The following is a 23,237-nucleotide window of genomic DNA, read 5'->3' as shown; positions in this document are numbered from 1 at the left end:
TCTTGAGTAAGAAAGTGGCCCGGATTACGTTTACTCAAACCGAGGGCCCCGTTCAGGCACCGACTCGATTTAAAAGGCCGATTAGTACAAGCCTGCCGGTTCTACGACATCCCAGAACACGCGTCCAGAATAGTCGGTCCACCCGTGCGGTGCATAACCCGGCTGAGCTTCCATAGTCTCCTGCATTTCATACCAATTCGGCATATTTTCCGCTTGTGGAGTAGGTGCAGAAAGGCGACGAGGGAATAACATTTCCTGTCCTGTAGTCAGATAAGGCTGTTCCAACCCCATTGTCTTCGGCATAGCATCCAAAGTCGAAGTTTCCCATTCATACTTCACCGTGTGCGGATAACCGGTAGCCTTATAATAGAACCAAGTATTTTCCGGGCTTTGCCACAATGCCAACCACATCTGAATCATGATTTTGTTGGTTTTTTCGTCCTGACTGCCCGAGAAAGCTACCTGAGGTTGAGTCAAATAGTCTGTATAGTCGTCCCCTTTATAGTCGATTTTATACAGATGTTTGTCTTCATTCGAGGTTCCGTTCACACCGGCGATGAGCGGGAAGTTCGGATTCGTAGCGATTTTCACATAGACACGTTGAGCGTCTTCTTGCGTTTCCTGCATCGAAGCCTGAATTCCTTCGTTATACCAATCTTCGGCACCTTTCGAACCAATCATACCACCCTCATAGTTGCAGATCAACGCCATCAGGAAACAGTGTTCGGCGTACGAGAGTACTTTATTGACCATGTGATAACCGCTCGAAGGATTGTTATTGTCATAATCGAACGGAGCGGTCCCCCAGCCGGTCCCATTGGAAGAGTTCAATACATAGTGTCGGTTCTGTGGCCCCGATACGACACGGAAGCTGACGGTACGAGCACCATTCACGAATGCATCTTTACCATTGTATTTCACTTCTTCCACTACACCGGTAAAGTGGTTTTTCAGTTTGATCGTCGTGAGTTTGGCATTGTCTTCTTCGCGCTTTTGTTTCTCTTCTTCCGAGATTCCGGTAGTGTTCGGGTCTTTCCAATCCGGATGGTGCATCGTCAAAGACTGAGACATGTTTTTCAACAACGTTCCCGGGCCGAACACTGCGCTGTTGTTGGCAGGATTGAACGTACGGCCTTGGAAAACATTCCCCTGTTTCAGCACATCGCCCCACGATTTGGTTGACCACGTTTTGGTTTTTTCATCATATACCTGACGCTCTTTCAGAGAGTCCGGGAAATAAGTAGCGACGAATTTATAACCGACACTGAGCGAGGTATCGCAGTAGTTGGTCAGTGCCACGAGCGGCAGACGCGGGTCGTTCGACTGTTTCATCGAATTGATGTAAGCGACCGACATCATGTGCCAGAAAGACATCTGGTTACCGTCGTTACGGTCATACGAAGCATCCGGCAATACGTATTGCAAACCATCTTGAACTTCGCTCATCAAGGAGTTCGGATTGGCAGCAACCTGCTGCCGTACTTCGTTCAGCACAGTCTGATAGGTGTCCGCAGCGACATTCCGCATAGAGAAAGCCATCTTCAAACGCAGTGTGGTTGCGAATTTCAGCCACCGTTCGCGTTGTTTTTCAGGCTTAGTGGCCGTCCACTTCACCCCGCCGACATCCGGAGTAACTGTATACGAGGAACCGTAGAAATTATCTTGTAACCCCAGCGAAACAGCATCTTCGCGTACCGGCGAATTCAGTTGTGCGATACATGCTTTCACCGAGTCGTCCAACTGTTTGTAAATATCCACCGAGTAAATGTCGTAAGTCGGATAGGTAACTCCTTCACGGACTTTGAAAGCATCATTGAACACCATCGTACCGTAATTGGTAAAGATGGTCCATGCTTCGTGTATCTGGAGTAGGCGTGAAATGGCACGGATATCCTGATAACGAGCTTGTTCCGTACCTTTCAATTGTTCGTCGATGTATTTACAGATCGAATTCAGATTTTTCCCCGCACTATAATACCGGGTCCAGAAACGGCCCAAATACCCCGGATTACCGCCCGACCAAGTCGTCGGATCGACATACGAACCTGCCCCGTTGTTGTTGATCTGCATGGTTGAGCCGATATTACCAGCTCGTTCGGTCATCCACCCTTTCCAAAACCAACCCCAGTTGTAGGTGGCTCCGTAGAACATGGCCTCAGGCTGAGTCTGGCTGATCAAGTTAGGGTCCGTATTGAGTTCCCGCATCTTGTCCTTGCAGCCAGTCAGAACTGCGCCGGCAAGTACTGCAGTACTCAAAATGTATTTTTGGTATGTTTTCATAAATGACTTGTTTAGGATTTAAGTACGGTTAGAATCTCAAGTTCAAGTTGATCGAGAAGTTCCGAGAGAACGGCACTCCACCCCAATCGACCGGAACCAGCGGGTTTGACGACGACATGGACTCAGGATTCATGCGGTCGGGCAATGAGTTATACAAGTAACAGATGTTACGTGCCGAGAACGAGATACGTACATCCTGCAGCCCTACGTGTTTAATCCACTTCTGCGGGAAATTATAACCGAGGGTGATTTCGCGCAAGGCCAAATAAGTATACTCATGTACCAAATCTTGAGTCGGGAAGTTCAATTCGCCACCGATCCAAGCATATTGTGCATTGTAATAGGTAGAGCTAAGCATCGGGGCAATATAACCTGCATCGATCGCCTGTTGCATGGTCATGCCGCGCAGATCGACTTCGCCGATATGTACTTCGCCCTTAGAATCCGTATAAGAGCCCTGCCCGTTCAGCGTCTTGACAATCATTGCGTTTTTCCCGGCGTAAACCCCGTCGAGAATCATCCCGTTATAAACCGTTTCCCCTTTGTAATTGACTCGTTCGATACCTCCGTGTTCTTTGTCACGGCCATACAATGTACTTTTCAGGTTACCGGAAGACAGTGCATTGGCATAGTTGGCTGAGATCATATTGCCGCCGACGCGACCGTCGATCTGAGCGAAGAAATCCAACGAACCGCTGTTGTTCGGCAGGTTCACCATCAAGTTCGTTGTAAACGAAGCATTGAAATCGGCTTCTACATTACCCAATACGTCATACGTATGGTCTGCATTGTAGTAGTTGCCGTACCATTTGCCGTCCTTGTCTTTGTTGCGGCCCGGCATGTTGTTGTTCGTTTGCCACAAACTAACAGCTTGTCCCCCGAAATCATTCACAAAACGCAAGGCTTTCTTGCCATTCAACGGGTTGTTCGGATTTTCGTTGTCATAGAAGTAAGCCTGTGTACGAGTAGTCCCGAAGTCACCGTTCCCGGCTACGATCTGCCCGAACGCACCGCCTTCGAAAGCGACGATGGACGGGGTCATTGAAGCCCCTCCTCTGTAGAAAATCTGTTGTTTTACATTCGGGTGTAGCTCTTTGATCTTACCGCGATTGCGGCTCCAGAGCAGACCGATGTCCCACCGTACCGTATTGGTCTGAATCGGACGGAAGTCCAAACTGATTTCCCACCCTTGATTCTGGATATTACCGGCATTGATCAACATTTCTTCCACCCCTGATTCCTTAATGGCTGGTAAGGTCAAGATTTGGTTCTTGGTGTTGATCTTGTAATAAGCTACATCTACGCCAATCGCACCGTTCAAGAAACGGATGTCGGCTCCGAATTCCATAGATTGCTGGATTTCCGGTTTCAGATCGTAGTTCGGCAGCGTCTTGTCGTTCGGACTGGCCATAAAGAGGGTTTCACCGGTAATACTCGGTTTGGATTTGATCTCATAACCACCCGCACCGTCAGCTGTTGCATAAGCACTGGTACCGGAACCTACTTGTCCCCACGATGCACGCAATTTACCGAAAGAAATGACATTCGGATCGATATGGAACGTGTCGGAGAATACCCACGACAGGTTCACTGATGGATAGAATACCGAGTAGTTGTCATGAGCGCCTTCGTTCAACATGAAATTAGGATAGAGCAACGACGAGATCCAGTCGTTACGTCCCGTCACTTCGAGGTTGATCTGGTCTTTCCAAGAGAGATTGATCACACCGCCCAAACCGACAACCATATTATTCCGACGGTTCCAATTAGCGTTGAGGTTATCGACTGTAATCGGGTTCTGTGTATTGGCGAACGACCATAACCCCGGCACTTTCATTCCGCCTTCGGTTTCGCGTTTGTAAGATGCGCCGGCTTGATTCCCGTAGATTTCGTTGATCAAACGAACGTCCAGTTCCAAATTGTCATCGAGGAACCGATTGTTGCTGTGCAGAGTAATCAAAGAGTTGTATTTACCCCAGTTTTTGCCGTTGATGGCATATTTGTTACCACTGCCCATCCGGTATTTTTCCGAGCCCCAGTTCTTGGTTTCGTTATTTTCAGTATAATAATTGTACGAAATACTTGCACTGGCGTCCAACCAATCGGTCAGCTGAGCATTCAACGCCAAACGAGAGATAATGGTCTGTTCGGTGTGTTCCAGATTGTTATCGACGAATCTGTTCAATGTGTTTTGCAACGAAGTCAAAGCGCCGCTGACACCGTCGGCCACCATCCGTTCCCAATTACTATAGTCGATGTAGTTGTCACGGAACCAACGCAGGTCGGTATTACGTGCCAATTGAACAGCCACTTGATTCAAGAAACTGGACCCTTGAGAGTAACCGTCGATATAGTGAGCATTCAAGGTATTAGAATTCGAGTACTGCATACTGAAATCCACCGAGAAGACATCGTTGATTTTACCGTTGGTGCGGAAATTCACCGAGTGACGGTCGAACGAGTTGTTCGGCAGCGCACCGTTCATGTTGGTGTACGAATACGACAAACGATAGGTCGCTTTTTCTGACCCACCGGTCAAGGCTACGCTGACGTTATCCTGTTTAGCAGTCTGGAACAGAGCTTTCCAGTTGTCCGGATGCGAAACGAGCGGTTCGATCGGGTTATATTCATACCCCGGACGATCCGACCACAGTTTATACCCTTGGCGCATGTTGATCCCGGCATTCATCCGAGGACCGAACGAACTCCCAATGTATGAAGAAGAGGTCGATTCGAGAGCCGGATCGATACCGCCTTCGAAACCATTAGTCGGCGACCCCATCCCGTACACGTTCTGTAAAGCAACCGGCGATGCGTAGGTTTGTGAGAACTCGTGCGTGTAATTCACTTCAACGCCGATCCCTTTGCGAGCTTTACCGCCTTTGGTGGTGATCACGATGGCACCGTTGGCACCGCGCGAACCGTACAGCGAAGTTGCAGCGGCCCCTTTCAACACCGTCACCGATTCGAAGTCTGCCGAGTTTAGGTTCTTCAACTGGTTACCATACATATTACCTTCGTTGGTCATTCCGTTGGTGCCGTATTCGTTTTCCATAACAATCCCGTCGATCACATAGATTGGTGAGTTGTTCTTGGTCAATGATTTAGCACCACGGAGCGTAACCATCGGCGTACTGGTCAACCCCGACGACCCGCTGACACCGATATTCAGACCTGCGACTTTCCCCTGCAAGGCATTGATCGGGCTGATGGTGTTGGTTCGTGCGAGGTCGTTGCCTTTCACGGTTGTGGTTGCATAACCGATCTTACGATCTTGTTTTTTGCCTCCCAGCGCAGTCACAGTGACTGCCTCTGTCTGCAAAGCATAGGTGTACTGTAGAATTTGTGATGTATATGATTGAATGTCAGTATTATATGTAAATTGTATGTACGAGTGTACATACGATTTGCATATATCTTCGGTTTTTATAAGTGGGGGGCTAAATCATAAAATTATTTACCGAAGTCGGTCAGTAAATGGGCATTCTTTTCTCTTTCCTCTTTTTCAAATCCCGCTAAGTAGCAGGCTGTCGTTTTTAAGTCATTGTGGCCCAGCGATTCGGAGATGTAAATTATATTGGCGCCTCGCCGTTTGAGGATCGTGGCGAATGAGTGCCGGGCCGTGTAGGTCGATATTTTGCCGATTCCCAAGGCTTTGCCGATGATATTCATATGCCAGTTGATCCTTCGGGTCAGATTCTGGGTCTTGATTTTCAGCTCCATGGCGTCCTCTTTGCCGTTGAGGAAGGGGAACAGGTAGTTGCTCTCCGAAACGGGATTCCCCCAACGGTTGATGATGGTGTACATCTGTTCGGTCAGGACTGCGCGTATCTCTTTGCGCTTCTTGGCTGTGCGTTCGGTCTTCTGGCGTACGAAACAGATCTCGCCGTCTATGATATTGGAATATTTCAGCTTGATCAGGTCGGCGACGTTGATCCCGTTGCAGAGATAGATGAAGAACCATAAGTCCCGGTAGTAGGAGGTCAGCCGGTTCTCGGCGGAGTAGTTGACGATCTGCTCGATCTGTCTGATGTTCAGTGCTATTTTCCGCCCTTCGCCTTCTTGTATCTCGAATTTTCCTTTGCCGAAGGGGTATTGCGAATCTTTGAGGGTGCCGCTTTTGCGGGCTTCGTTCAGGATGGCGCGGATGGCGCGCAGGTGCATGCTGATGGTCACCGGGCTTTTTTTCTCGGACTGGAGGAATTTTTCGTAGCGTTTGAGCCAATGTACGGTAACGTTTCCCAATGGGGTCTGTCCGGGGAAAAACCGTTCGACGGACTTAAGGACGTTGTCGTACCACAGCATGTTGCCTATCCGCTGCTCGTTTCTGAGGCTGTCGATCCGGTGCCGGAATGCGCTGTTCAGCGTGTCGCCGCTTCCCCGACCCAGCCGTTGGCTCAGTGTCTCGAATGAGAATGCGCCTTTGTCGGTCAGTTCCCGGACCTGTTCTTTGATGAGGTCGAAACTGCTGCTGATATCTTGTCTGATTTCCAGTAATTTGATGTTCCTGACCCGGGGCAGTTTCTCCCACTCTTCCGGCAGCAGCTCTTTGCCGGTGGGGTAATATTTCTGGATACGTTTATAGGTTACCTGAATTTTGACGGGATAATGGCCGTTTCTTTTAACCCGCCGGGTATCGAGCACGGAAGATACGGTCACCCCGTCTTTCGCATACTTATACATTATCAAATCCTCTTTGATCTTTTAGCTGCAATTGTAGTGGAATTTGCATACAAATGTAGCTAAAGCAGGATTTTATAGATGCAAAGCGGTAATGTGCATCAAGTGTCGCGCAAACTCCGGGTAAATTGGTTGTAGGAGGCAAGCTGGCCGTAGACGACGATGATGTCGCCGGCTGTCAGGACGGTTTCCGGAGGGAGGGGGTCGAGGACGAGTTTCTGGTTGTGTCTGATTCCGATCGAGTTGCGTGTCTCGCTGTCGCGGATGACGGCTAACAGTTGCAGTCCGTCGCGTTCGATCTCGCTCTGGCTGATGGTTTTGCCGTCGAGCGCGGGCGGCAGGGCGAAGCGCATCACGTAGTGGTCTTTGTCTATCCGGTAGGAGCCGAGGAAGCCGCTCAATTCAAAGGATTGGGCCATCACTTCGGCGGCTTCCTGTTCCGGGAAGATGATCCGTTCGACGCCGAGTGCTTGCAGCACGGTTCGGTGCAGTTCGTTCAAGGCGCGGGCTGCGATGTTGGCGATTTTCATCTGACGCAGTTGTGCGACGATCTGGATCGAGGCGGCGAAGTTTTCGCCGATGGCTACGATCACCATGTCGACTTGGTCTAAGGGGAGGGCTTTCAGGGCTTCGGGGTCGGCGGCGTCCATGCAGATGGTGCTGGAAAGGCTGTCGCGCAATTCGTCGACGTGGCTGCGGTGGTCGTCGACGCCGATCACTTCGTGGCCCATCTGGGTCAGGCGGGTGGCTAACACGGAACCGAAATTCCCTAATCCGATCACAATGTATTTCATAACTGATTGAATACTTGTTCGTTTTTTTTTTTTTTGCGGCTTCTGCTGCGGGGATTTTTCTTCGGGGTAAGACTGCGGGCGTACCTACGCTGGGGTAGGGTAGAGGCTTTTTCTCTCTTCTTGCTCAGACCGTGGGGCGGCTTTTGCTTTTTGTGAAGAACCGCGGTGCTGCCGGCTGGGCTGGAACTACTCGGGAACGAACAGTGCGATGTGTGTATATCGCCACCCCCGGAGCGCGCAGGCCGACCCGACAAATCGAGTAGCCTGAAGGGAAGCCAACAATTTTCACATGGGCCAGAGCCAGCAGGGACTGCAAACGAGCGCAACGAGCATTTTGCGGGCCTCCGCTGCGGGAGGCTGCGGCCCGCAGGGCCTTACGGCACGCAAAGCGATCAGTTTCCAGCAACTACTCATGGAATACCGGGCATAACTTCCGGAATCTTCCCGATGGCGGGCCGGATGCCGCCCAACGGGAGGCCCGGTGCCGCTCGGCACTCGAACCACTCTTTCCCGTCACAACACGTCCCCCGCGAACTCAAAAGAGGAGGAGAAAAGTACCTTAAACTATCTGATCGTGGGAGACAGGAAGCGCCCTCCTACCCGTTCCATATCTCCCAACTGCGCTCCGCTTGGAGCACCAGCATCTCCAGCCCGCACTTGACCCATGCCCCACGCAGACGCCCCTCCCGCAAGAAAGCCGTTTCAGCCGGATTGTAGATCAAATCGAACAAATAATGCCCCGCGCCGACACCCTCATAAAGCAGCGCAGGCTTCGCCCCGACATTCGGGTGCATCCCCAGCGGCGTGGTATTGACAATCAGCCGGTGCGCATCCATCATTTCCGGCGTCAATTCGGCATACACCATCCGCCCCGCAGCCCCGTCCGAGCCCGTGCGCGAAACTTCGACATACGGAATGCCGAGCTTTCCGAGTACATAATGCACCGCCTGCGCCGCCCCCCCCGTTCCCAAAACGAGCGCCTTCAAAGTAGACAACGGCCCCGGGAAAGTCCGGAGCATCCCCCGCAGCGACACCTCGAAACCGTACACATCCGTGTTATACCCCTTAAAAGAGCCGTCCGGCAAAACCTTGACACAATTCACCGCCCCGACAGCTTCCGCCTCCGGATCGATTTCCGCCAGCAGCGGCAGAATATGCCGCTTGTGCGGAATGGTGACATTGAACCCGCACACACCGGCCGGAAGAACCGTTTTCAGGTCTTCTATACCCTCCACCGGAAAATTCTCATACGAACACTCCCCCGTCAGCCCCGACGCAGCGAACTTATCTGCGAAATAGCCCGCCGAGAACGAATGCCCCAGCGGGAAACCGACCAATCCGTATCTTTTCATGTTTCTACCCTACGATAAACCGAAGCTATTCTTTGGAAAGTTCAGACCGCTCCGTCGCCCCGGCCATCGAAGATTCCCCGGAACGGCCCAGCGATGCAGCGGCATCGCTGGCCATAAGCCCTATTCCCTTGCAGCAGGTTCGCTCCGCCTTCGGCTCAGCACCGCCGCCACTTTCTCGATGCCCCAAATCAGCAGGAACCCGACTGCCATAAAAACGACCGCCCAGCCCAGCATTGCCGGCTGCCCCGTGATCTGCTCGAAAGTGCCCGGCAGGATATTGCGCTCCACCAGCGGCTGAATCCCCCCGTGACTGTCGGTATAAGTCTCCAACGTCTCTTTCCAGGGCCATATCTTGTTGAGCGAGCCGACCATGAACCCCGTCAGCAAAGCCACCGTCATCCCGTGGTGTTTGGCCAGCAGCCACGAGAGCAGGTGCGAGAAACTGATGATCCCCGCCACGGCCCCCACGGCGAACAGCAGCAGTACCGGAATATCGAACGCGGACACCGCCCCGATGATGTAGGCATACTTGCCCAGCAGCAAAAGAATAAACGCTCCGGAAATGCCCGGCAGAATCATGGCGCAGATCGCGACAGCCCCCGACAGCACGATAAACCACCACGCATCCGGCGTCGAGGCGGGACTGAGGACGGTAATGAAGTAAGCCGCCACAGCTCCGGCCACCAAAGCGATAACCGTTCCTGCGCTCCATTTCTTCACCTCGCGTGCCACTAACCACGCCGAAGCGATAATCAGCCCGAAGAAAAACGCCCACACGAAAATGGGGTGGGTTTCGAGCAGGTATTTCATCACTTTGGCCAGCGAAAAGATGGAGATGCCGATACCGGCCAGCACCGAGAAAAGGAATCCGCCGTTGATATGCCTCCAGAACCCTTTCAGGTCGAGCCGGAGCAGTTTCCGCACCGCGGTCAGATCGAACGAGCGGATCGAACCGATCAGTTCTTCGTAAATCCCCGTAATGAAAGCGATCGTGCCGCCCGACACGCCGGGAATGACGTCGGCGGCGCCCATTCCGATCCCTTTGAGCACCAGCATCAAGTAGTTTCTCTTTTCTTTCATAGAGGTTTACTGTTAGTGGAAAACAAAGATACACGTTTTTTAGAGAATGCCGACCTCTAAGCATGGGGGAGGGTTTATCGGAAGTTTATGTCCCAAAATTTTGTTTTTATATGATTTAGTGCTATCCTTGCAAAAGGATGTCGCGCAAGATTTATTTCCTTAAAAAGGAAACGCGATCATAAAAAAATTACACGAATCATGCTGAGCGCCGGCCACGCTGGTACTCGGTACGGGGCTGGTATTGAGCTATATGCAGGCACAGCCCGAAGAGCGACTCTCCGACCTTACGCTCGCCAATATCGAGGCCTTGGGTTATGACACGATTGGAGAAGCTATTGATGCCGGATGTGCGGGGTGTTGGGGAACAACCTCCTCATGCTATGCACAAGTGACCAATCTTGAGACAGGTGAAATTGTCGCAACTGCAAAGTGTCCTGGATTTTATCCCGGTTAACCTCTCTTTGTTAGGGCCTCCCGCATCAATTCTCATGCGGGAGGCCTGTTTTTTCTGATAATTCTGAAAAAAGATGAAAAAAATTCTTACACTCAGCCTGATAGCCATGCTTTGCTGGGGTTGCGGAGAGACGTCGCAAACATTCGACGGGGCGACGCTGTTTGATAATGCCTCGTTTCCGGAGACGAAAACCCTTCATGGCGAGGTATTTCCGTTGGGCGATCCGACACTCATTCCGTACGACGTCACGGTGATCGACTCGTTGTTGATGATCGTGCCCTACCCCAACTCCTCCTCGAGGTTCGTTAAAATCTACGATACCGAGAAGCAACGAATTACAGGCTCTTTTCTCTCACAAGGACGGGGGCCGGGAGAATTGATCGGACTCGACAAGGTCGGATACACACCAGGAAAATCTTTTTTTTGGTGTTACGACATGACTATGCAACAAATACTGATTTATAATAAATCGGATCTGGCTCATTTTAACGATGACCACTCTCTAATCATGCCGGTACAATCTGTTCAGATCGAATTCATAGGCACTTCTCCTGACATTTATCGCACACCGGATGGACGGTTTATCGAATCCCATATTATGACCCCCGTCAAGCGATTCTCAGAATTCGACACCAAGGGCCGTTTTGTCCGCTCGTTCGGGGAATACCCCACATATCCGGGTTTGAACGTCACGGAAGACCGTTTGCTGGGCGAACTCTTCGACGGGAAATGGACGATAGACGATTCCACAGGACGGCTTGTATTTGCCTGCCTCAAAACCGACCTGATCTCGATATACGACTCGACGGGCCGCGTAATCAAGCATCTGTATGGCCCTGCGCAACGATTACCGGAATTCAAAGTGGGTGTCAGCGGACGAAACGGGAACCATAAAACCGTGAGTGGCAAACGGAACGAAACCATATTCAACTATTATGACATCAAGAATCGGAATGGTCGGATATGGGCATTATACCAGCCCAGGCTGTTCAATCCCAAAGCCGAACCAATGGAGGCGAGCATCTACGTTTTCGACTGGGACGGGAATCCTGTAATACGTTACGAGCTGGACATGCCGATCTACAAATTCGATGTCGATCCGGTCAGACGCATCATATACGGCATAAAATCCGACACAGAAGAAATACTGACGTTTAAATATTAAAAAACATGAAACGATCGATCCTTTTTGTTAGCCTGCTTGCCTGCATGGCCTTAGCCGTGCCTTCTTTCTCTCAAAGTCAGACGCAAATCGAGAATCCGCAGAAGGCTTTGGGACTCGATACCATAAAACAAATCCGCCCGACAGATTTGCGCCAACCGAATGACAAGAATCCGGGTACGCTCTTTTCTTACAAAGGACATTTTTATGTGGCCGAGAGCGTCGCCGCTTTGAGGCAAAAGCAAATCATCCCGCAAGACCCGAAAGCGATTATCGTCATACACGTCGTGAAGCAGTCGCTTATCGATGTCTATCGTACCAAACTGCCGGCCAAACATCGCGACATTCAGAACGTCGCTTTGATCGAAGATTGGGAGCTATAACACTCGCACTTATTATTTACACGAAGCGGGTTCGGAAAGAATTTCCGAACCCGCTTAATTTTTTATCGCAACAAGATCAGCCGCCCTACAACGAGCCAATGACTTTCATCATCTGCTCGCCCAAGCCGATCCGGTAGCCCTGCGACACGAACACCACCCGGCCGAACGTGTCCGCCACCACAAAGATTGGCAGGTCGTTCATATTGGTCAGCTCCAGCGACTGCCGCAGCATCTCCGATACCTCGCCCCCGCGATCCACCCCATAGGTGATCGTCTTCGGCAGCTCGCCGAACTCGGCCGGGTCGAACGCTGCCAACTGGTCGTCGTTCGCGAAAAGGAACACCAAACCTCGCCCCCACGCTTCCAACTCCGCCTTCAGCGCCGCGATGTCGCGCAGCGCATGGTTCGTCGGCTCCTTCTTCGCCTCCAGCAGTGCCAGCACGAAATAACCGCGACCCGTCGTCGCCAAGATCGACTGCGCCTCCGTAGAACCCTGCGGCACGAACTTCGACTCCGGATTCATCGTCCCGATCACCTGCACCGCATCGTCATCCTCGCGCATCGTCATATCCAGCGTCGTCTGCTTGCCCGCTTCGATGCGGAAAAACCGGGCCTCGCTCAGCACCGTTCCGTCCGCCATCCGCGTCCCGCTCACTAACCGGTAGTCCCCCTCTTCCAAAGCGACCGGCCGGGCGAAAATCGCGCTCAACGCCCCCGCAGCCCCCATATCCACGTCCGGATTGCTCAGCTCGATCGTCTCGTACCGCCCGTTCCGGAGCTTGCCCACCGTGAAATGGCTGTAATACTTCGGATCGTCGTTGTGCTTGCTCGGCGTATAGTTCACCATCAACGTGCCCCGCGGCACCGCCGCAGCCGCCGAAGCCAGTTCGCCGTCGAAATCGACATTCCGCCACGCCTCCGTCCCGCACGTCGCCCCCAAGTCATAATATTGCAAACGCCCCGTCACCGGTTCGTACCGTGCCGGAATCCCCTTGCTGCGCGCCATCGCGATAAAGTAGCGGTCGCGTCCCGCCTTGTCCGCCCTATTCAGCCGCTGCACCCCGAGGGCCGAGATCGGAATCCGCGCCGGGTTCAAACTGTCTACCAATTCCACCCCCTTCGCCTTTGCGATAATCGCCTCGATTTCAGCCGGTTCGCCTGCCATCGCCGCGCGGTACGGCACCAACAGCTCCGTCCCCACCCGCGGGTTGAGGATATACTCCTTGAAATAAGGCCGATCCTTATACTTCGCCGCCCCCGTCAAATGGTCGGTCAGCACCGCCGCCGGCGTATCCTGCAAATCTTTGACTGCCACCACGTCCAACAGGTCGAACGCCACGTCCAGCTGTCCGGCCGCCGCCGCATCGGTCAGGAATTTCGATATTTCCGCCCAATTCCCCCGGCTCGTCCGAATCGCATCCCATACTTTCGTCGTATCCGCTCCGATCCGTCCGGCCAAAGCAAAGGCATCCGCTTTCGGCATCCACGTGGCGATATAGGCATTCCGGATCGAGTCTTCCTGCGCCAACCGCACGTCGTTGGCTGCCCGCTGTTCCGGTGTCACGCGATTTTCCGTCTGCCCCTCGACCGGCGGAACGATGTCCCAGACCTCCGCATAAGCCTCGCCCGTCCCGCCGCGGTGATTCAGGATGATGGTCAGCGTATCCTGTTTGCCGAACGAGAGTTTTTCGTAGCCGAAGTTCGTTCCGTCCGTCGCCCAGACGAGCATATCGCCCAAGCCTGCCGTCATCGAAGTCTCGCCGTTCGCATCCGTCCGTTTGCGCACCGCCGGATAAAATTCGGCGTAGTTGTAAATGCCGAAGTCCACCGCCGCATCCGGCACCGCCGCCCCGGTCGTATCGCGCACCACGATCGTGGCGGTCGCCACCGGCGCATAGTTGTGGGTCACATTGATTTCGGTGTAGAGCGGCGTCTGACTGATCACCTCCTCGTCGCCGACGTAATTGCCGAACACTTTGGTGTGCATCAGCATCCCGCGCTTGCTGGGCCCGTCGAACCAGCCCATATCCAGCACCGGTTCCGGTTCGCAGGCGCCGAAGTAGTACCACTTTCCGTCGGCCCACGCTTCGACCCACGCATGGTTATCATCCGTATGCGCCCACCGCGGGGTATAGACCTGCCGTGCGGGAATCCCCACGGCCCGCAGTGCGGCCACCGTAAAGGTGGATTCTTCGCCGCACCGCCCTTGTGCGTTCCGCACGCAGGCCGACGGCGACAAGGTCCGCCCGTCGCTCGGCGTATAGATCACTTTCTCATGGCACCAGTGGTTCACTTCGAGTATGGCGTCGGCCATGCTCAACTCCTGTACGCGTTCTTTCAGCTCTTCGTAGAATGTGACGCGCGAGGTGTCCAAGTTTTCGTTGTTGATCCGCACGGGCAGTACATAGTGCAAGAATAGTTCGTTGGGCACGGTCTTGCCCCACGGCATCTCTTCCGCGGCGCGCAACGACGCACGCACGTTGCTCAGGTAGAGTTCCGGCGCATAGTCTGCCGCATCTCCGACGGGCATATAGGCGTACAGGAATTTCAGTCCTTCCTGTTCTTCCTGAGTAATGCCCGCAGGCAGCGCAGGCAGCCACGCCTGCCGTGCGGCTGTCTGGATTTCGACGCTTTCGCGGGTGCGGGGGTCTTTCACGAGCTGCCCGCTGTCGCCGCAGCTGCTCAGCAGTCCGAGCGTCAACAGGGTGTAAAGTGTTTTCTTTTTCATGGTTGGGGTATGTTTGTTTTTATCGTATTTTCTTGACTTGCATGAGGTTCTGCGGGATGCAGCCTGTTTTGCGACAAGGTGTTACGTTACATTTCGTCCCGTTTCGTTTCGTTTTGCGCATTTCTTAGGGTCGCAGCCGGCGGGGATTTTAACCGGGCAAACTCCGGCTGGAGTGTCCAGCGGCACGGTTTCTCTGCGGGGCGAGTTGCGGGCTGCCTGCTGCGCGGAAATATTTTTTCCGTGCCGATACTGCCGTTTCGGCCTTGCGCCGGGTGGTTTCAGTCGCTTGTTCCGTAGAATTTTTCATGCTCATGCTGCCGGTTCGGCCCGGAGCCGGGGTGGTTTCGGTCGCCTGTTTCGTGGATTTTTTCATGCTCATGCTGCCGGTTCAGCCCTGCGCCGAGGTGGTTTCGGTCGCCTGTTTCGTGGATTTTTTTCATGCTCATGCTGCCGGCTCAGCCCGAAGCCTGCGCGGGCAAGACCTTTAGGTTGCAGCCCTGCGCCGGGGGAGGCTTCGGGCTGCCCGCTCCGCGGAATCCTGTTTTTTAACTGTTATTTTCTTTCCTGTTCATACTGTTTGACACGCAAACCGCAATCGTTGGCTGTTTTATTAGTTTCTTTCTCCGTTTAGTTTCTAATCGTTGTTGTCAGAATCCAATAAATCGCGACCTATGGTCGCGCGCCCGACACCGGGACGCTAAAGGACTTTTGGCTGTGATCTCCCTTTGTCGGGCCGCAGCCTCCCGCAGCGGAGGCCCGCAACTTTGTTGCTTAGCTCCGCAGGCTGCACCCCGAAGCTGGGCTTTATCCCACATGCCACTCGAAAGTGCTTTCCGACTGTGATCTCCTCATTGTCAGGCCGGAGCCACCCCGGGCGCAGGCCTGGTGCCGCTCAGCACGCGAACCGGGCTGTAACTACCCCAACTCCGCGGACTGTGGCCCGTTGCAGATCAGAAACGGTCTTTATCCCGCGCGCTGGCGGAAATCCAGTTCAAAAGCGCAAGCTGCTTTTGAACGATTTCCTACTCCAGCCGTCGCGCGCGGGTGCCGGTGCCGCTGGGACTCCAGCCGCACCCTTCGGGCGTTCTGCTGGCCTGCCGGCAGCAAGATAAACTACCCCAAAGAGGGAACCGCCCTCGGGCCGGGCGGGCCGCGGGTGCCCCCGCCGGGCTTGCGATACTTCGTATCGTTTGGGCAGCCTCTACCCTCAATTATTCTTTCCGCGCGCCGGGAAAATCGTTCGCTTTCAACTCGCGTTGAAACCGTCGATTTTCCTTTTTCCGGCGTCGGCGCGCGGAGGATGAACATTCGTTTGTCCCGCGCGCTGGCGGAAATCCAGTTCAAAAGCGCAAACTGCTTTTGAACGATTTCCTACTCCAGCCGTCGCGCGCGGGTGCCGGTGCCGCTCGGCACACGAACCGGGCTGTAACTGTCCTCTCTTAGCCGGAGCCAGCGGAGCCGGATAACGAGCCACGCGAGTTGCAGGCCTCCGCCAGGGGTGGCTCCGGCCTGTCATAGGGAGATCATAGATAACCTTTTCCGCCTACTGGAGTGCCCCCGCGGTGACCGAGCGAAACTGCGTTTCGCTTGGATCGGAACTACCCCGGACAAAAACTGCGTTCCCCCCTACGAAATCCCACGAAACCGTAAATAAATTTCTCGAAACCCCGGCAAACCAAGGGGGAAACCCCGAAAATCCCGTCTTCCCCGGAAAATCCCGGAAAAAGCCACTAAAACTCCTCCTCTGCCCTCACCTCTAACTCGACATGCTGCATCTTGGTACGCGCCCGCAACCATGCGGTCAGCTTTTGCCGCTGGTCGGCATCGAGAGTGGCATCCGCGGCAGTCGTGATATAGCAGAAGACCGCCGTATCAGCCACCGTCCCCCCCGCCGTGAAGATCGGCGCCTTGGAGAGACTGACCCGGCTGATATGCCGCCCCCACAGCGACCCCAACTCCCGCGAAATGTCCGCCGCCGGCAGCGTATCGCTCAGATAACGGTCGGCAAGCTGTTGCAGCTGCTCGATCCGGCGGTTTTTCTCGTCCAATATTTCCGTATTGCTGCGCAACACGCTTTGCAAGGTATGGCTGTCGAAAGTGTTGTCCGCCCCCGCCTGCCGCACAATCAGCGCAGTGCCCTCCAGATTGTAAGCCCCCAGCTGGTTCCGAGCCACGGCGATAGCCTCTTCCGACACCGTCTTGCCCATCAGGATCACCTCGATGGTAGAGCTGTCGCGCGCATAGGTCGGCACCGCACTGACAATCTCGCTCCCCTCGAAAGTCAGCACTTGGTCGATATAATTTTTGGCATTGTTCTCGAAAATGGTTCGCTGCACGATCCCGTAAGCCAGGATGACACTCGGCACTAACGTAATGGTCACTACCACAGTCATGTACCGCCGCGCCCGGAGCTCCTTTTTCGGATCGACGAAAGCGACTTTGCGGTATTTCAGGAAACGGACGATGATGAATGTCCCGACAGCGATAAAGACAGCGTTGATAAAAAAGAGGTAGAACGCCCCGATGAAAAAAGCCATGTCGCCCCGCGCCAGCCCGAACCCGGCGGTGCACAACGGCGGCATCAGGGCCGTAGCAATCGCCACCCCCGGAATGACCGTCGAAGTGCGGTCTTTGCGCGACTGCGCCACGATGCCCGCCAGCCCCCCGAACAGAGCGATCAGCACGTCGTAAATAGTCGGCGTGGTTCGCGCCAGCAGCTCGCTCTGCGCCGTGCTGAGCGGACTGATCCAGAAATAGAGGGTCGATGTGGCCAGCCCCACCGCCGCCGCCAGCCCCAGACTGCGCAGCGACCGTTTCATCAGGTCGAAATCGTTGACCCCGAGCGAAAGCCCCACCCCCATGATCGGCCCCATCAGCGGCGACACGAGCATGGCCCCGATAATCACCGCCGTCGAATTGACATTCAGACCGATCGAAGCGATGAAAATGGCGAAAATCAACACCCAGAGATTGGTGCCCCGGAACTCGACCCCTTTGTTGATGTTCTCGCGCATCTCCTCCTCGGAAGCCTTGTCCTCGTCGAGGTTGAAACGCTCACGCAGAAAGTCCGTGAAGCGGTTCCAGTTGGATTTATAGGGTTCCTGCGGCTCGTTCATAGCGGTAAAGGATAGTTCGTTCACAAAGATAATGCTTTTTCGGCGCGCGCCTCACGTCCGGGCAGCCGAACCCGCACCGCAGAAACCGCATGACCGGCCTCCCGACCGGGGCGGCGGGAAAGCGATTGTACAAAAAGTGCCGAAAAGGTTTTCAGTATTTAATTTTTTATATACATTTGAAAAACGATTCGGGGTTTCTCCGGCGCGACATGGGCCGGAAAACACCGGTTCATCCGATAACGGGCTTGCGCCGCGAAGCCTATTTGCTAACCGAAACGGCACACGGACGTGCCACAATTTAACTCAAATCTGTATGAACAATTTTGACTACAACGACCGGAGCGAGATGGACTCGATGGGAGATGAACTGTACTCCGTGCCGGTGAAGGCGGGGAAACGTATTTATTACTTCGATGTGAAGGCCACGCGCGGAGAGGATTACTACGTGACGATCACCGAAAGCCGCAAAAAACAGATGCGCGACGGCAGTTTCACCATCGACAAGCATAAGATCCACCTCTATAAGGAAGACTTCCAGAAATTCGGCGACGGATTCCGCGAAGTGGTCGAATATATCAAACGCGAACGGCCGGAATTCTTCAACCCTGACGGGTCGGCGATCAGTTCGGTGGCTTCTTCTTCGGAAAACTCGTCTTATGACGGCGGAACGGTTTCCGCACAGACTTTGTCGGAAGACGACTTTTTCAAAGGATTGTAGTTTCTGCATCTGATCTGCGTCGGCCCGGATGTCCCGGAATAAAGACATTTTGGTGGCGCTGAGCGGAGGAATAGACTCCGCAGCGGCGATATTGTTTTTGCGCGAGGCGGGTTACCGTCCTCGCGCTCTTTTTTTAGATATGCTCGGCTCGGTACGGGCGCGAGAACGCGCGGCGGAGACTGCCGAGGCCCTCGGTGTGGAACTGATCGTCGAATCCTGCACCGACCTTTTCCGGAGGGAAATCATCGGTCAGGTATTGGCGGAACATGCGGCGGGGCGCACGCCGTCTCCTTGCGCGCGGTGCAATCCCCGGATCAAGTGGCGCTTACTGGCGGAAACGGCGGACAGACTCGGGATTTTCCATATCGCTACGGGCCATTATGTGCGTACGGTTCGGCACGAAAACGGGCATTCCTATTTCCGACGGGGAGCGGATCCGACCAAAGACCAGTCTTATTACCTGTGGGATGTGCCGGAAACGTGGGTGCGGCGGGCGGTATTGCCGCTGGGGGATCATACGAAGGCGGAGGTGCGGAATAGGTTAAAGAATCAGTATGGCCTGACGGAACTGTCGGAGCGCAGGGAAAGTATGGGGCTCTGTTTTCTGCACGGCTGCTCTTACGAGGGGTTCCTGCGCTCGCATCTTCCGGAAAACACGCTTCGGCCGGGGGAGGTTGTGGATTTGCAGGGAACCGTTATCGGGCGCCACGAAGGCTGCGCGCTCTACACGGCCGGACAAAAGCGGGGATTCTCCCTGTCTGATCCGACACTTTACGGGCAGGCGGCCGTTATCGCTGTCGAGGCAAAGCGGAACCGCATTGTCGCAGGGCCGGACGAGGCGCTGTACCGCCGGGAGATGATCCTGAAAGACTGGCGGGCGGTGTGTAGGGAGGAATTTTTCGGCCGGGCGGACGACCTGCGGATCAGGGTTCGGGGTATCGGACGGAATCCGGACGGAGGGTGCCGGCTGACGGCAATAGAGGACGGACGGCTGCATGTCCTGTTGTTGCAAAACGACGCCTGGGCTTTGATGCCTGGCCAGCCGGTGGTTTTCTACCTCGATGACCGGGTGGTCGGCGGCGGCATGCTGGACGAGGTGCCGCAGGTGTAAAAACTATAGTCCTACCGACCATTGTCGGTGTCCTCTGCGGCTGTATCGGCATTGCGCGCCTTTTTGGCAGCCGAGCCGGCTCCTTCGATCACCAGGACGATCTCGCCTTTGGGCTCCTTATCGGCATAACGCGCTGCCAGTTCGCTCAGTGTCCCGCGAACGGTTTCTTCAAATTTTTTGGATATTTCGCGGCACACGGCCCCTCTCCGTTCCCCGCCGAACAGTTCGGCGAATTGTCCCAGTGTCTTGCCGACGCGGTGCGGCGATTCGTAAAATATCATCGTCCGCGGCTCGGCGACAAGCTGTTGCAGCCGTGTCTGCCGCCCTTTTTTCTGAGGCAGAAAGCCTTCAAACGCGAACCGGTCGCAGGGCAGTCCGCTGTCCACCAAGGCGGGTACGAAAGCGGTCGGACCGGGCAAGGTCTCTACGTCGATTCCTGCTGCGATGGCTTGATTGACCAACAGGTACCCCGGATCGGAAATGGCGGGTGTCCCGGCGTCGGATATTAGGGCTACGGTCTGCCCTCCGAGGATCCGCTGCACGATCTGCTCGACTACGCCGTGCTCGTTGAATTTATGATAGGAGCTCATGGGCTTGCTGATGCTCAGGTGCCGAAGCAGGTTCCTGCTGGTGCGGGTGTCTTCGGCGACTATATGGTCGCTTTCTCTGAGCACGCGCACGGCGCGCAATGTGATATCTTCTAAGTTACCCACTGGGGTGGGAACTACATACAGTCTCGCCACTTTATTCTGAAATTATCCGTTCGTTTATTCTGTACCCTACAGTGAGTGACTGTTCTTTCTTTGAAAAGAAAGGCCCCATAGGGGCTTTCCGGGCTGTAATTACCCTACTCCTTAGGCTCTGCAGTCCTCTTGCTTCGAGCTTTCTTTGGGCCGGGGCAATAGACCGCTCTTTATATTGCGGTTCTTTAGAATCGCCGACCTTCGCGCCCAGCGGCGAAGCCGCTCGGGGGGTGGTGGGCGCGAGGTCGAACTAAGGAGCAGTAGAGCGGTCTATTGCTCGGCCCAAAAAGGATCGAAGACAAGGGTACCCGGCAGACTCAAGAGATGCGTAAGCATCTCAAAAAGTTTGGCTTCGCCTTCCTCCTGGCGCCTCGGCCATTCGAGCAAGCTCGACGGCGCTCGGCTGCTGCGTCGGTTTTCTGGTTCTCTTTGTTCACAAAGAGAACAGTTCCCTCAAACATAGGGTAGTGAATAAACGAACATTTATTTTTCGAATCGGGATTCGAGCAAGTCAATAAACTTGATAGTCGCCGCATTTTCCGGCACCCAGCGATACGTTTCCCCGATATAGACCAGCGCCTCCTCCAGCGAACCCATGGCATCCAATTTCGCACATTCCACCTCGAAAAGCTCCGCATTTCCATGGAACAGCGTATCGATCATCTCATGCCAGGCATACGGGCTCACCTCGAGGCCGAAAATCCGAGGCACCTCCGAGCCCTTATCCGCATTTTCCTTCACCTCAGGAGTTCCATCCGACACAAGATTCCGATCCGACACACCAGCCTCCCCCGTCGTTTCGCTATCCGCATCGTCCCCGCCCCGATCCGCATCCGGAGCATCAGCCGCCGCATTCCCTCCCGCAACAGCCTCCGGGAACTCCGTCGGCGACGGACACAGATCACGCGACCAATACTCCTGCTGCATATGCGTTTCCACCGAGACACGACTTCCCTCCTCGACCGCATTCTCTACCTGCGCCTCCGGTTCCGGTCGGGACTCCGCCTCCGGGAACTCCGTCGCCGGCGGACACGGGTCATGCGCCTCATCATCCTGCCGCACATGCGTCTCCTGTGCAAGCCCCGCCCCCATATCCGCTCGCAAGTCGCCGGACGCAGCACCATCCGTCCCCTCGACCGCCGGCCCATCCGGTTCGCCGCACGGCATATCGAGCAACCCTGCATAAATCCTCTGCAAACGCCCCAACGCAATCCCCTGCTCAATCATCGGCATGCAGCCCATTTCCCGCCAACGAGCGATCTGCGCCAGCGTTTTCCTCAACTCGATCTCCAATTCATTGTATCCCATGTCAACACGCTTTTTATCCATTTTCAAAAATAGTTTTTCTTCCCGTATTTTTCACAAATCATGCCAAGTTTTTCCCGACGCTCCGAAATCGTCCGCCCCCGATCTTCGACCAAACAAACCACCTGCCGAACCATAAATAATACAAAAGATTTTATTTACAATCTTTTAAGCCATCCCCCTCCCGGTTCGATTTTCGCAACAGCTATTTTATACTCCCTTTAACAAAAATATGTTAACTTTGGAGCCGTCATCAAAATGATGCACAGTAACTTTCATAATTACAGCTGTTTTACATCTATCCATGCAATCTAATCACAACACACCGAAGATAGGCGTATTCTATGACGGTAATTTTCTGTTGCACGCCTCGAACTATTACAACTATATACATCCGCAGCGAAGACGGCTCAGCTTGAACGGACTGCACGACTTCATCTGCCAGCGGGTGGCCGAAGAAGAAGGAATCGACCCGAAACGGTGCCGGGTATGCGAAGCGCACTACTTCCGCGGACGGCTCAACGCGGCGGATGCGGCCGCAAGAGGCAGCCAGCTGTACCACGACCGGGTGTTCGACGACATACTGATGTCGGAAGGCGTGCACACCCACTACCTGCCGCTTCGGAACATCTACGGACGGAAAGAGGAGCGCGGGACGGACGTGTGGCTCTCCCTCGAAGTGTTCGAGATGGCTTTGCAGGGGAAGATCGACATCGCGGTATTGGTGGTGGCGGATACGGACTATGTGCCCTTGGTGCGGAAACTGATTGCCATGGGAGTGCGCGTGATGCTGATCAGCTGGGAATTTGAATACACCAATGACGAAGGCACCCGGATCGTGACCAAAACCTCCCACGAACTGCTCAACCTGGCACACTATCCGGTGCCGATGCAGGAAGTGATCGACTGCGGACTCGAACAGAACAACCAGCTTATCATGAACCTGTTCGTGCAAACCCCCGACTCGCGCCAGGGGGCGGACGGAGAGGACGACAGCGAGTACAGCCCCCGGGAGAAAGGATCGGACACCAAAGAACAGGAGCGCAACCCCGAAGCACGCCACACCAGCCAGGTGCTGAGTTTGAAAAACGGATACGGCTTTATCAAATACCCCAACAACAACCTCTTTTTCCACAGCCTGGATGTGATCGAAGGCGATTTCTCCGAATTCACCCCGGGCGACGAAGTGGAATTTTCGATCGACAAAAACGATCAGGGACAGGACGTCGCCAAACAAGTCAAACGGCTCGGGCCGGGGGATGCTTCGGTAAAAAACTCATTCTGGCACAACATCTGACATTTTACATACTCCCCGGAGAACATCCGCACCC

The 23,237-nt window shown here is 54.3% G+C and carries 16 protein-coding genes; 5 read left to right on the top strand and 11 right to left on the bottom strand.

Annotated features, from left to right (window positions below; all coding sequences use genetic code 11):
- Nucleotides 1–81: 81 nt before the first annotated feature.
- The 6 genes from Q0Z93_RS00145 to Q0Z93_RS00120 form a co-directional block, all read right to left on the bottom strand.
- Nucleotides 82–2,280 (bottom strand): SusD/RagB family nutrient-binding outer membrane lipoprotein, encoded by a 2,199-nt coding sequence (locus Q0Z93_RS00145; RefSeq protein ID WP_298061299.1) that lies wholly within the window; start codon nucleotides 2,278–2,280, stop codon nucleotides 82–84.
- A 28-nt stretch (nucleotides 2,281–2,308) separates the two neighbouring features.
- On the bottom strand, nucleotides 2,309–5,602 hold the full coding sequence (locus Q0Z93_RS00140) for a SusC/RagA family TonB-linked outer membrane protein (RefSeq protein WP_298061297.1): 3,294 nt from the start codon (nucleotides 5,600–5,602) through the stop codon (nucleotides 2,309–2,311).
- Nucleotides 5,603–5,733: 131 nt separating this feature from the next.
- A complete protein-coding gene (locus Q0Z93_RS00135; protein ID WP_298061319.1) occupies nucleotides 5,734–6,963 on the bottom strand; it encodes a site-specific integrase in 1,230 nt (409 codons plus the stop codon).
- 98 nt (nucleotides 6,964–7,061) lie between these two features.
- On the bottom strand, nucleotides 7,062–7,754 hold the full coding sequence (locus Q0Z93_RS00130; protein ID WP_298061295.1) for a TrkA family potassium uptake protein: 693 nt from the start codon (nucleotides 7,752–7,754) through the stop codon (nucleotides 7,062–7,064).
- Nucleotides 7,755–8,350: 596 nt separating this feature from the next.
- Nucleotides 8,351–9,106, bottom strand: coding sequence for a shikimate dehydrogenase (gene aroE / locus Q0Z93_RS00125; protein WP_298061293.1), 756 nt, complete (start codon nucleotides 9,104–9,106; stop codon nucleotides 8,351–8,353).
- A 120-nt stretch (nucleotides 9,107–9,226) separates the two neighbouring features.
- Nucleotides 9,227–10,186, bottom strand: a complete 960-nt coding sequence (locus tag Q0Z93_RS00120; protein ID WP_298061290.1) for a DUF368 domain-containing protein — start codon at nucleotides 10,184–10,186, stop codon at nucleotides 9,227–9,229.
- Between the two features lie 527 nt (nucleotides 10,187–10,713).
- On the opposite strand from Q0Z93_RS00120, the gene Q0Z93_RS00115 reads away from it, so the two are divergent.
- The gene (locus tag Q0Z93_RS00115; RefSeq protein WP_298061287.1) at nucleotides 10,714–11,805 is read left to right on the top strand and encodes a BF3164 family lipoprotein; all 1,092 of its coding nucleotides are present in this window, start codon (nucleotides 10,714–10,716) and stop codon (nucleotides 11,803–11,805) included.
- 5 nt (nucleotides 11,806–11,810) lie between these two features.
- Entirely contained in the window at nucleotides 11,811–12,185 is a 375-nt protein-coding gene (locus Q0Z93_RS00110; protein ID WP_298061285.1) for a hypothetical protein, read from the top strand.
- Nucleotides 12,186–12,270: 85 nt separating this feature from the next.
- Here Q0Z93_RS00110 and Q0Z93_RS00105 read toward each other — a convergent pair whose 3' ends face one another.
- From Q0Z93_RS00105 to Q0Z93_RS00095, 3 genes are all read right to left on the bottom strand, one after another.
- Nucleotides 12,271–14,913, bottom strand: a complete 2,643-nt coding sequence (locus Q0Z93_RS00105; RefSeq protein WP_298061283.1) for a transglutaminase-like domain-containing protein — start codon at nucleotides 14,911–14,913, stop codon at nucleotides 12,271–12,273.
- A 148-nt stretch (nucleotides 14,914–15,061) separates the two neighbouring features.
- Nucleotides 15,062–15,292: a hypothetical protein gene (locus Q0Z93_RS00100; protein ID WP_298061281.1), complete on the bottom strand. Its 231-nt coding sequence runs from the start codon at nucleotides 15,290–15,292 to the stop codon at nucleotides 15,062–15,064.
- Nucleotides 15,293–16,643: 1,351 nt separating this feature from the next.
- The gene (locus tag Q0Z93_RS00095; protein WP_298061279.1) at nucleotides 16,644–18,029 is read right to left on the bottom strand and encodes a TIGR00341 family protein; all 1,386 of its coding nucleotides are present in this window, start codon (nucleotides 18,027–18,029) and stop codon (nucleotides 16,644–16,646) included.
- A gap of 313 nt (nucleotides 18,030–18,342) precedes the next feature.
- On the opposite strand from Q0Z93_RS00095, the gene Q0Z93_RS00090 reads away from it, so the two are divergent.
- Together Q0Z93_RS00090 and Q0Z93_RS00085 are read left to right on the top strand one after the other, a co-directional pair.
- The gene (locus Q0Z93_RS00090; protein WP_298061277.1) at nucleotides 18,343–18,747 is read left to right on the top strand and encodes a DUF3276 family protein; all 405 of its coding nucleotides are present in this window, start codon (nucleotides 18,343–18,345) and stop codon (nucleotides 18,745–18,747) included.
- Nucleotides 18,748–18,775: 28 nt separating this feature from the next.
- Nucleotides 18,776–19,858: a tRNA-specific 2-thiouridylase gene (locus Q0Z93_RS00085; protein WP_298061273.1), complete on the top strand. Its 1,083-nt coding sequence runs from the start codon at nucleotides 18,776–18,778 to the stop codon at nucleotides 19,856–19,858.
- 11 nt (nucleotides 19,859–19,869) lie between these two features.
- On the opposite strand, the gene rsmI is transcribed toward Q0Z93_RS00085, so the two are convergent.
- Both rsmI and Q0Z93_RS00075 read right to left on the bottom strand, forming a co-directional pair.
- A complete protein-coding gene (gene rsmI, locus Q0Z93_RS00080) occupies nucleotides 19,870–20,601 on the bottom strand; it encodes a 16S rRNA (cytidine(1402)-2'-O)-methyltransferase (protein WP_298061271.1) in 732 nt (243 codons plus the stop codon).
- A gap of 483 nt (nucleotides 20,602–21,084) precedes the next feature.
- Nucleotides 21,085–21,909, bottom strand: a complete 825-nt coding sequence (locus Q0Z93_RS00075; protein WP_298061269.1) for a hypothetical protein — start codon at nucleotides 21,907–21,909, stop codon at nucleotides 21,085–21,087.
- A 301-nt stretch (nucleotides 21,910–22,210) separates the two neighbouring features.
- Here Q0Z93_RS00075 and Q0Z93_RS00070 point away from each other — a divergent pair, with 301 nt between their 5' ends.
- Nucleotides 22,211–23,203 (top strand): NYN domain-containing protein, encoded by a 993-nt coding sequence (locus Q0Z93_RS00070; RefSeq protein WP_298061267.1) that lies wholly within the window; start codon nucleotides 22,211–22,213, stop codon nucleotides 23,201–23,203.
- Nucleotides 23,204–23,237 lie beyond the last annotated feature (34 nt).

This window comes from uncultured Rikenella sp. (genome assembly GCF_947628055.1).
Taxonomy (GTDB): Bacteria; Bacteroidota; Bacteroidia; order Bacteroidales; family Rikenellaceae; genus Rikenella.
This window is presented reverse-complemented; position numbering and strand designations above follow the sequence as displayed.

What these genes read in the sequence shown, in the direction of transcription:
- Q0Z93_RS00145 (WP_298061299.1), bottom strand. Translation starts at nt 2,280, where the DNA reads ATGAAAACATACCAAAAATACATTTTGAGTACTGCAGTACTTGCCGGC.
- Q0Z93_RS00135 (WP_298061319.1), bottom strand. Translation starts at nt 6,963, where the DNA reads ATGTATAAGTATGCGAAAGACGGGGTGACCGTATCTTCCGTGCTCGAT.
- Q0Z93_RS00130 (WP_298061295.1), bottom strand. Translation starts at nt 7,754, where the DNA reads ATGAAATACATTGTGATCGGATTAGGGAATTTCGGTTCCGTGTTAGCC.
- aroE (WP_298061293.1), bottom strand. Translation starts at nt 9,106, where the DNA reads ATGAAAAGATACGGATTGGTCGGTTTCCCGCTGGGGCATTCGTTCTCG.
- Q0Z93_RS00120 (WP_298061290.1), bottom strand. Translation starts at nt 10,186, where the DNA reads ATGAAAGAAAAGAGAAACTACTTGATGCTGGTGCTCAAAGGGATCGGA.
- Q0Z93_RS00115 (WP_298061287.1), top strand. Translation starts at nt 10,714, where the DNA reads ATGAAAAAAATTCTTACACTCAGCCTGATAGCCATGCTTTGCTGGGGT.
- Q0Z93_RS00110 (WP_298061285.1), top strand. Translation starts at nt 11,811, where the DNA reads ATGAAACGATCGATCCTTTTTGTTAGCCTGCTTGCCTGCATGGCCTTA.
- Q0Z93_RS00105 (WP_298061283.1), bottom strand. Translation starts at nt 14,913, where the DNA reads ATGAAAAAGAAAACACTTTACACCCTGTTGACGCTCGGACTGCTGAGC.
- Q0Z93_RS00100 (WP_298061281.1), bottom strand. Translation starts at nt 15,292, where the DNA reads ATGAGCATGAAAAAATCCACGAAACAGGCGACCGAAACCACCCCGGCT.
- Q0Z93_RS00095 (WP_298061279.1), bottom strand. Translation starts at nt 18,029, where the DNA reads ATGAACGAGCCGCAGGAACCCTATAAATCCAACTGGAACCGCTTCACG.
- Q0Z93_RS00090 (WP_298061277.1), top strand. Translation starts at nt 18,343, where the DNA reads ATGAACAATTTTGACTACAACGACCGGAGCGAGATGGACTCGATGGGA.
- Q0Z93_RS00085 (WP_298061273.1), top strand. Translation starts at nt 18,776, where the DNA reads ATGTCCCGGAATAAAGACATTTTGGTGGCGCTGAGCGGAGGAATAGAC.
- Q0Z93_RS00075 (WP_298061269.1), bottom strand. Translation starts at nt 21,909, where the DNA reads ATGGGATACAATGAATTGGAGATCGAGTTGAGGAAAACGCTGGCGCAG.
- Q0Z93_RS00070 (WP_298061267.1), top strand. Translation starts at nt 22,211, where the DNA reads ATGCAATCTAATCACAACACACCGAAGATAGGCGTATTCTATGACGGT.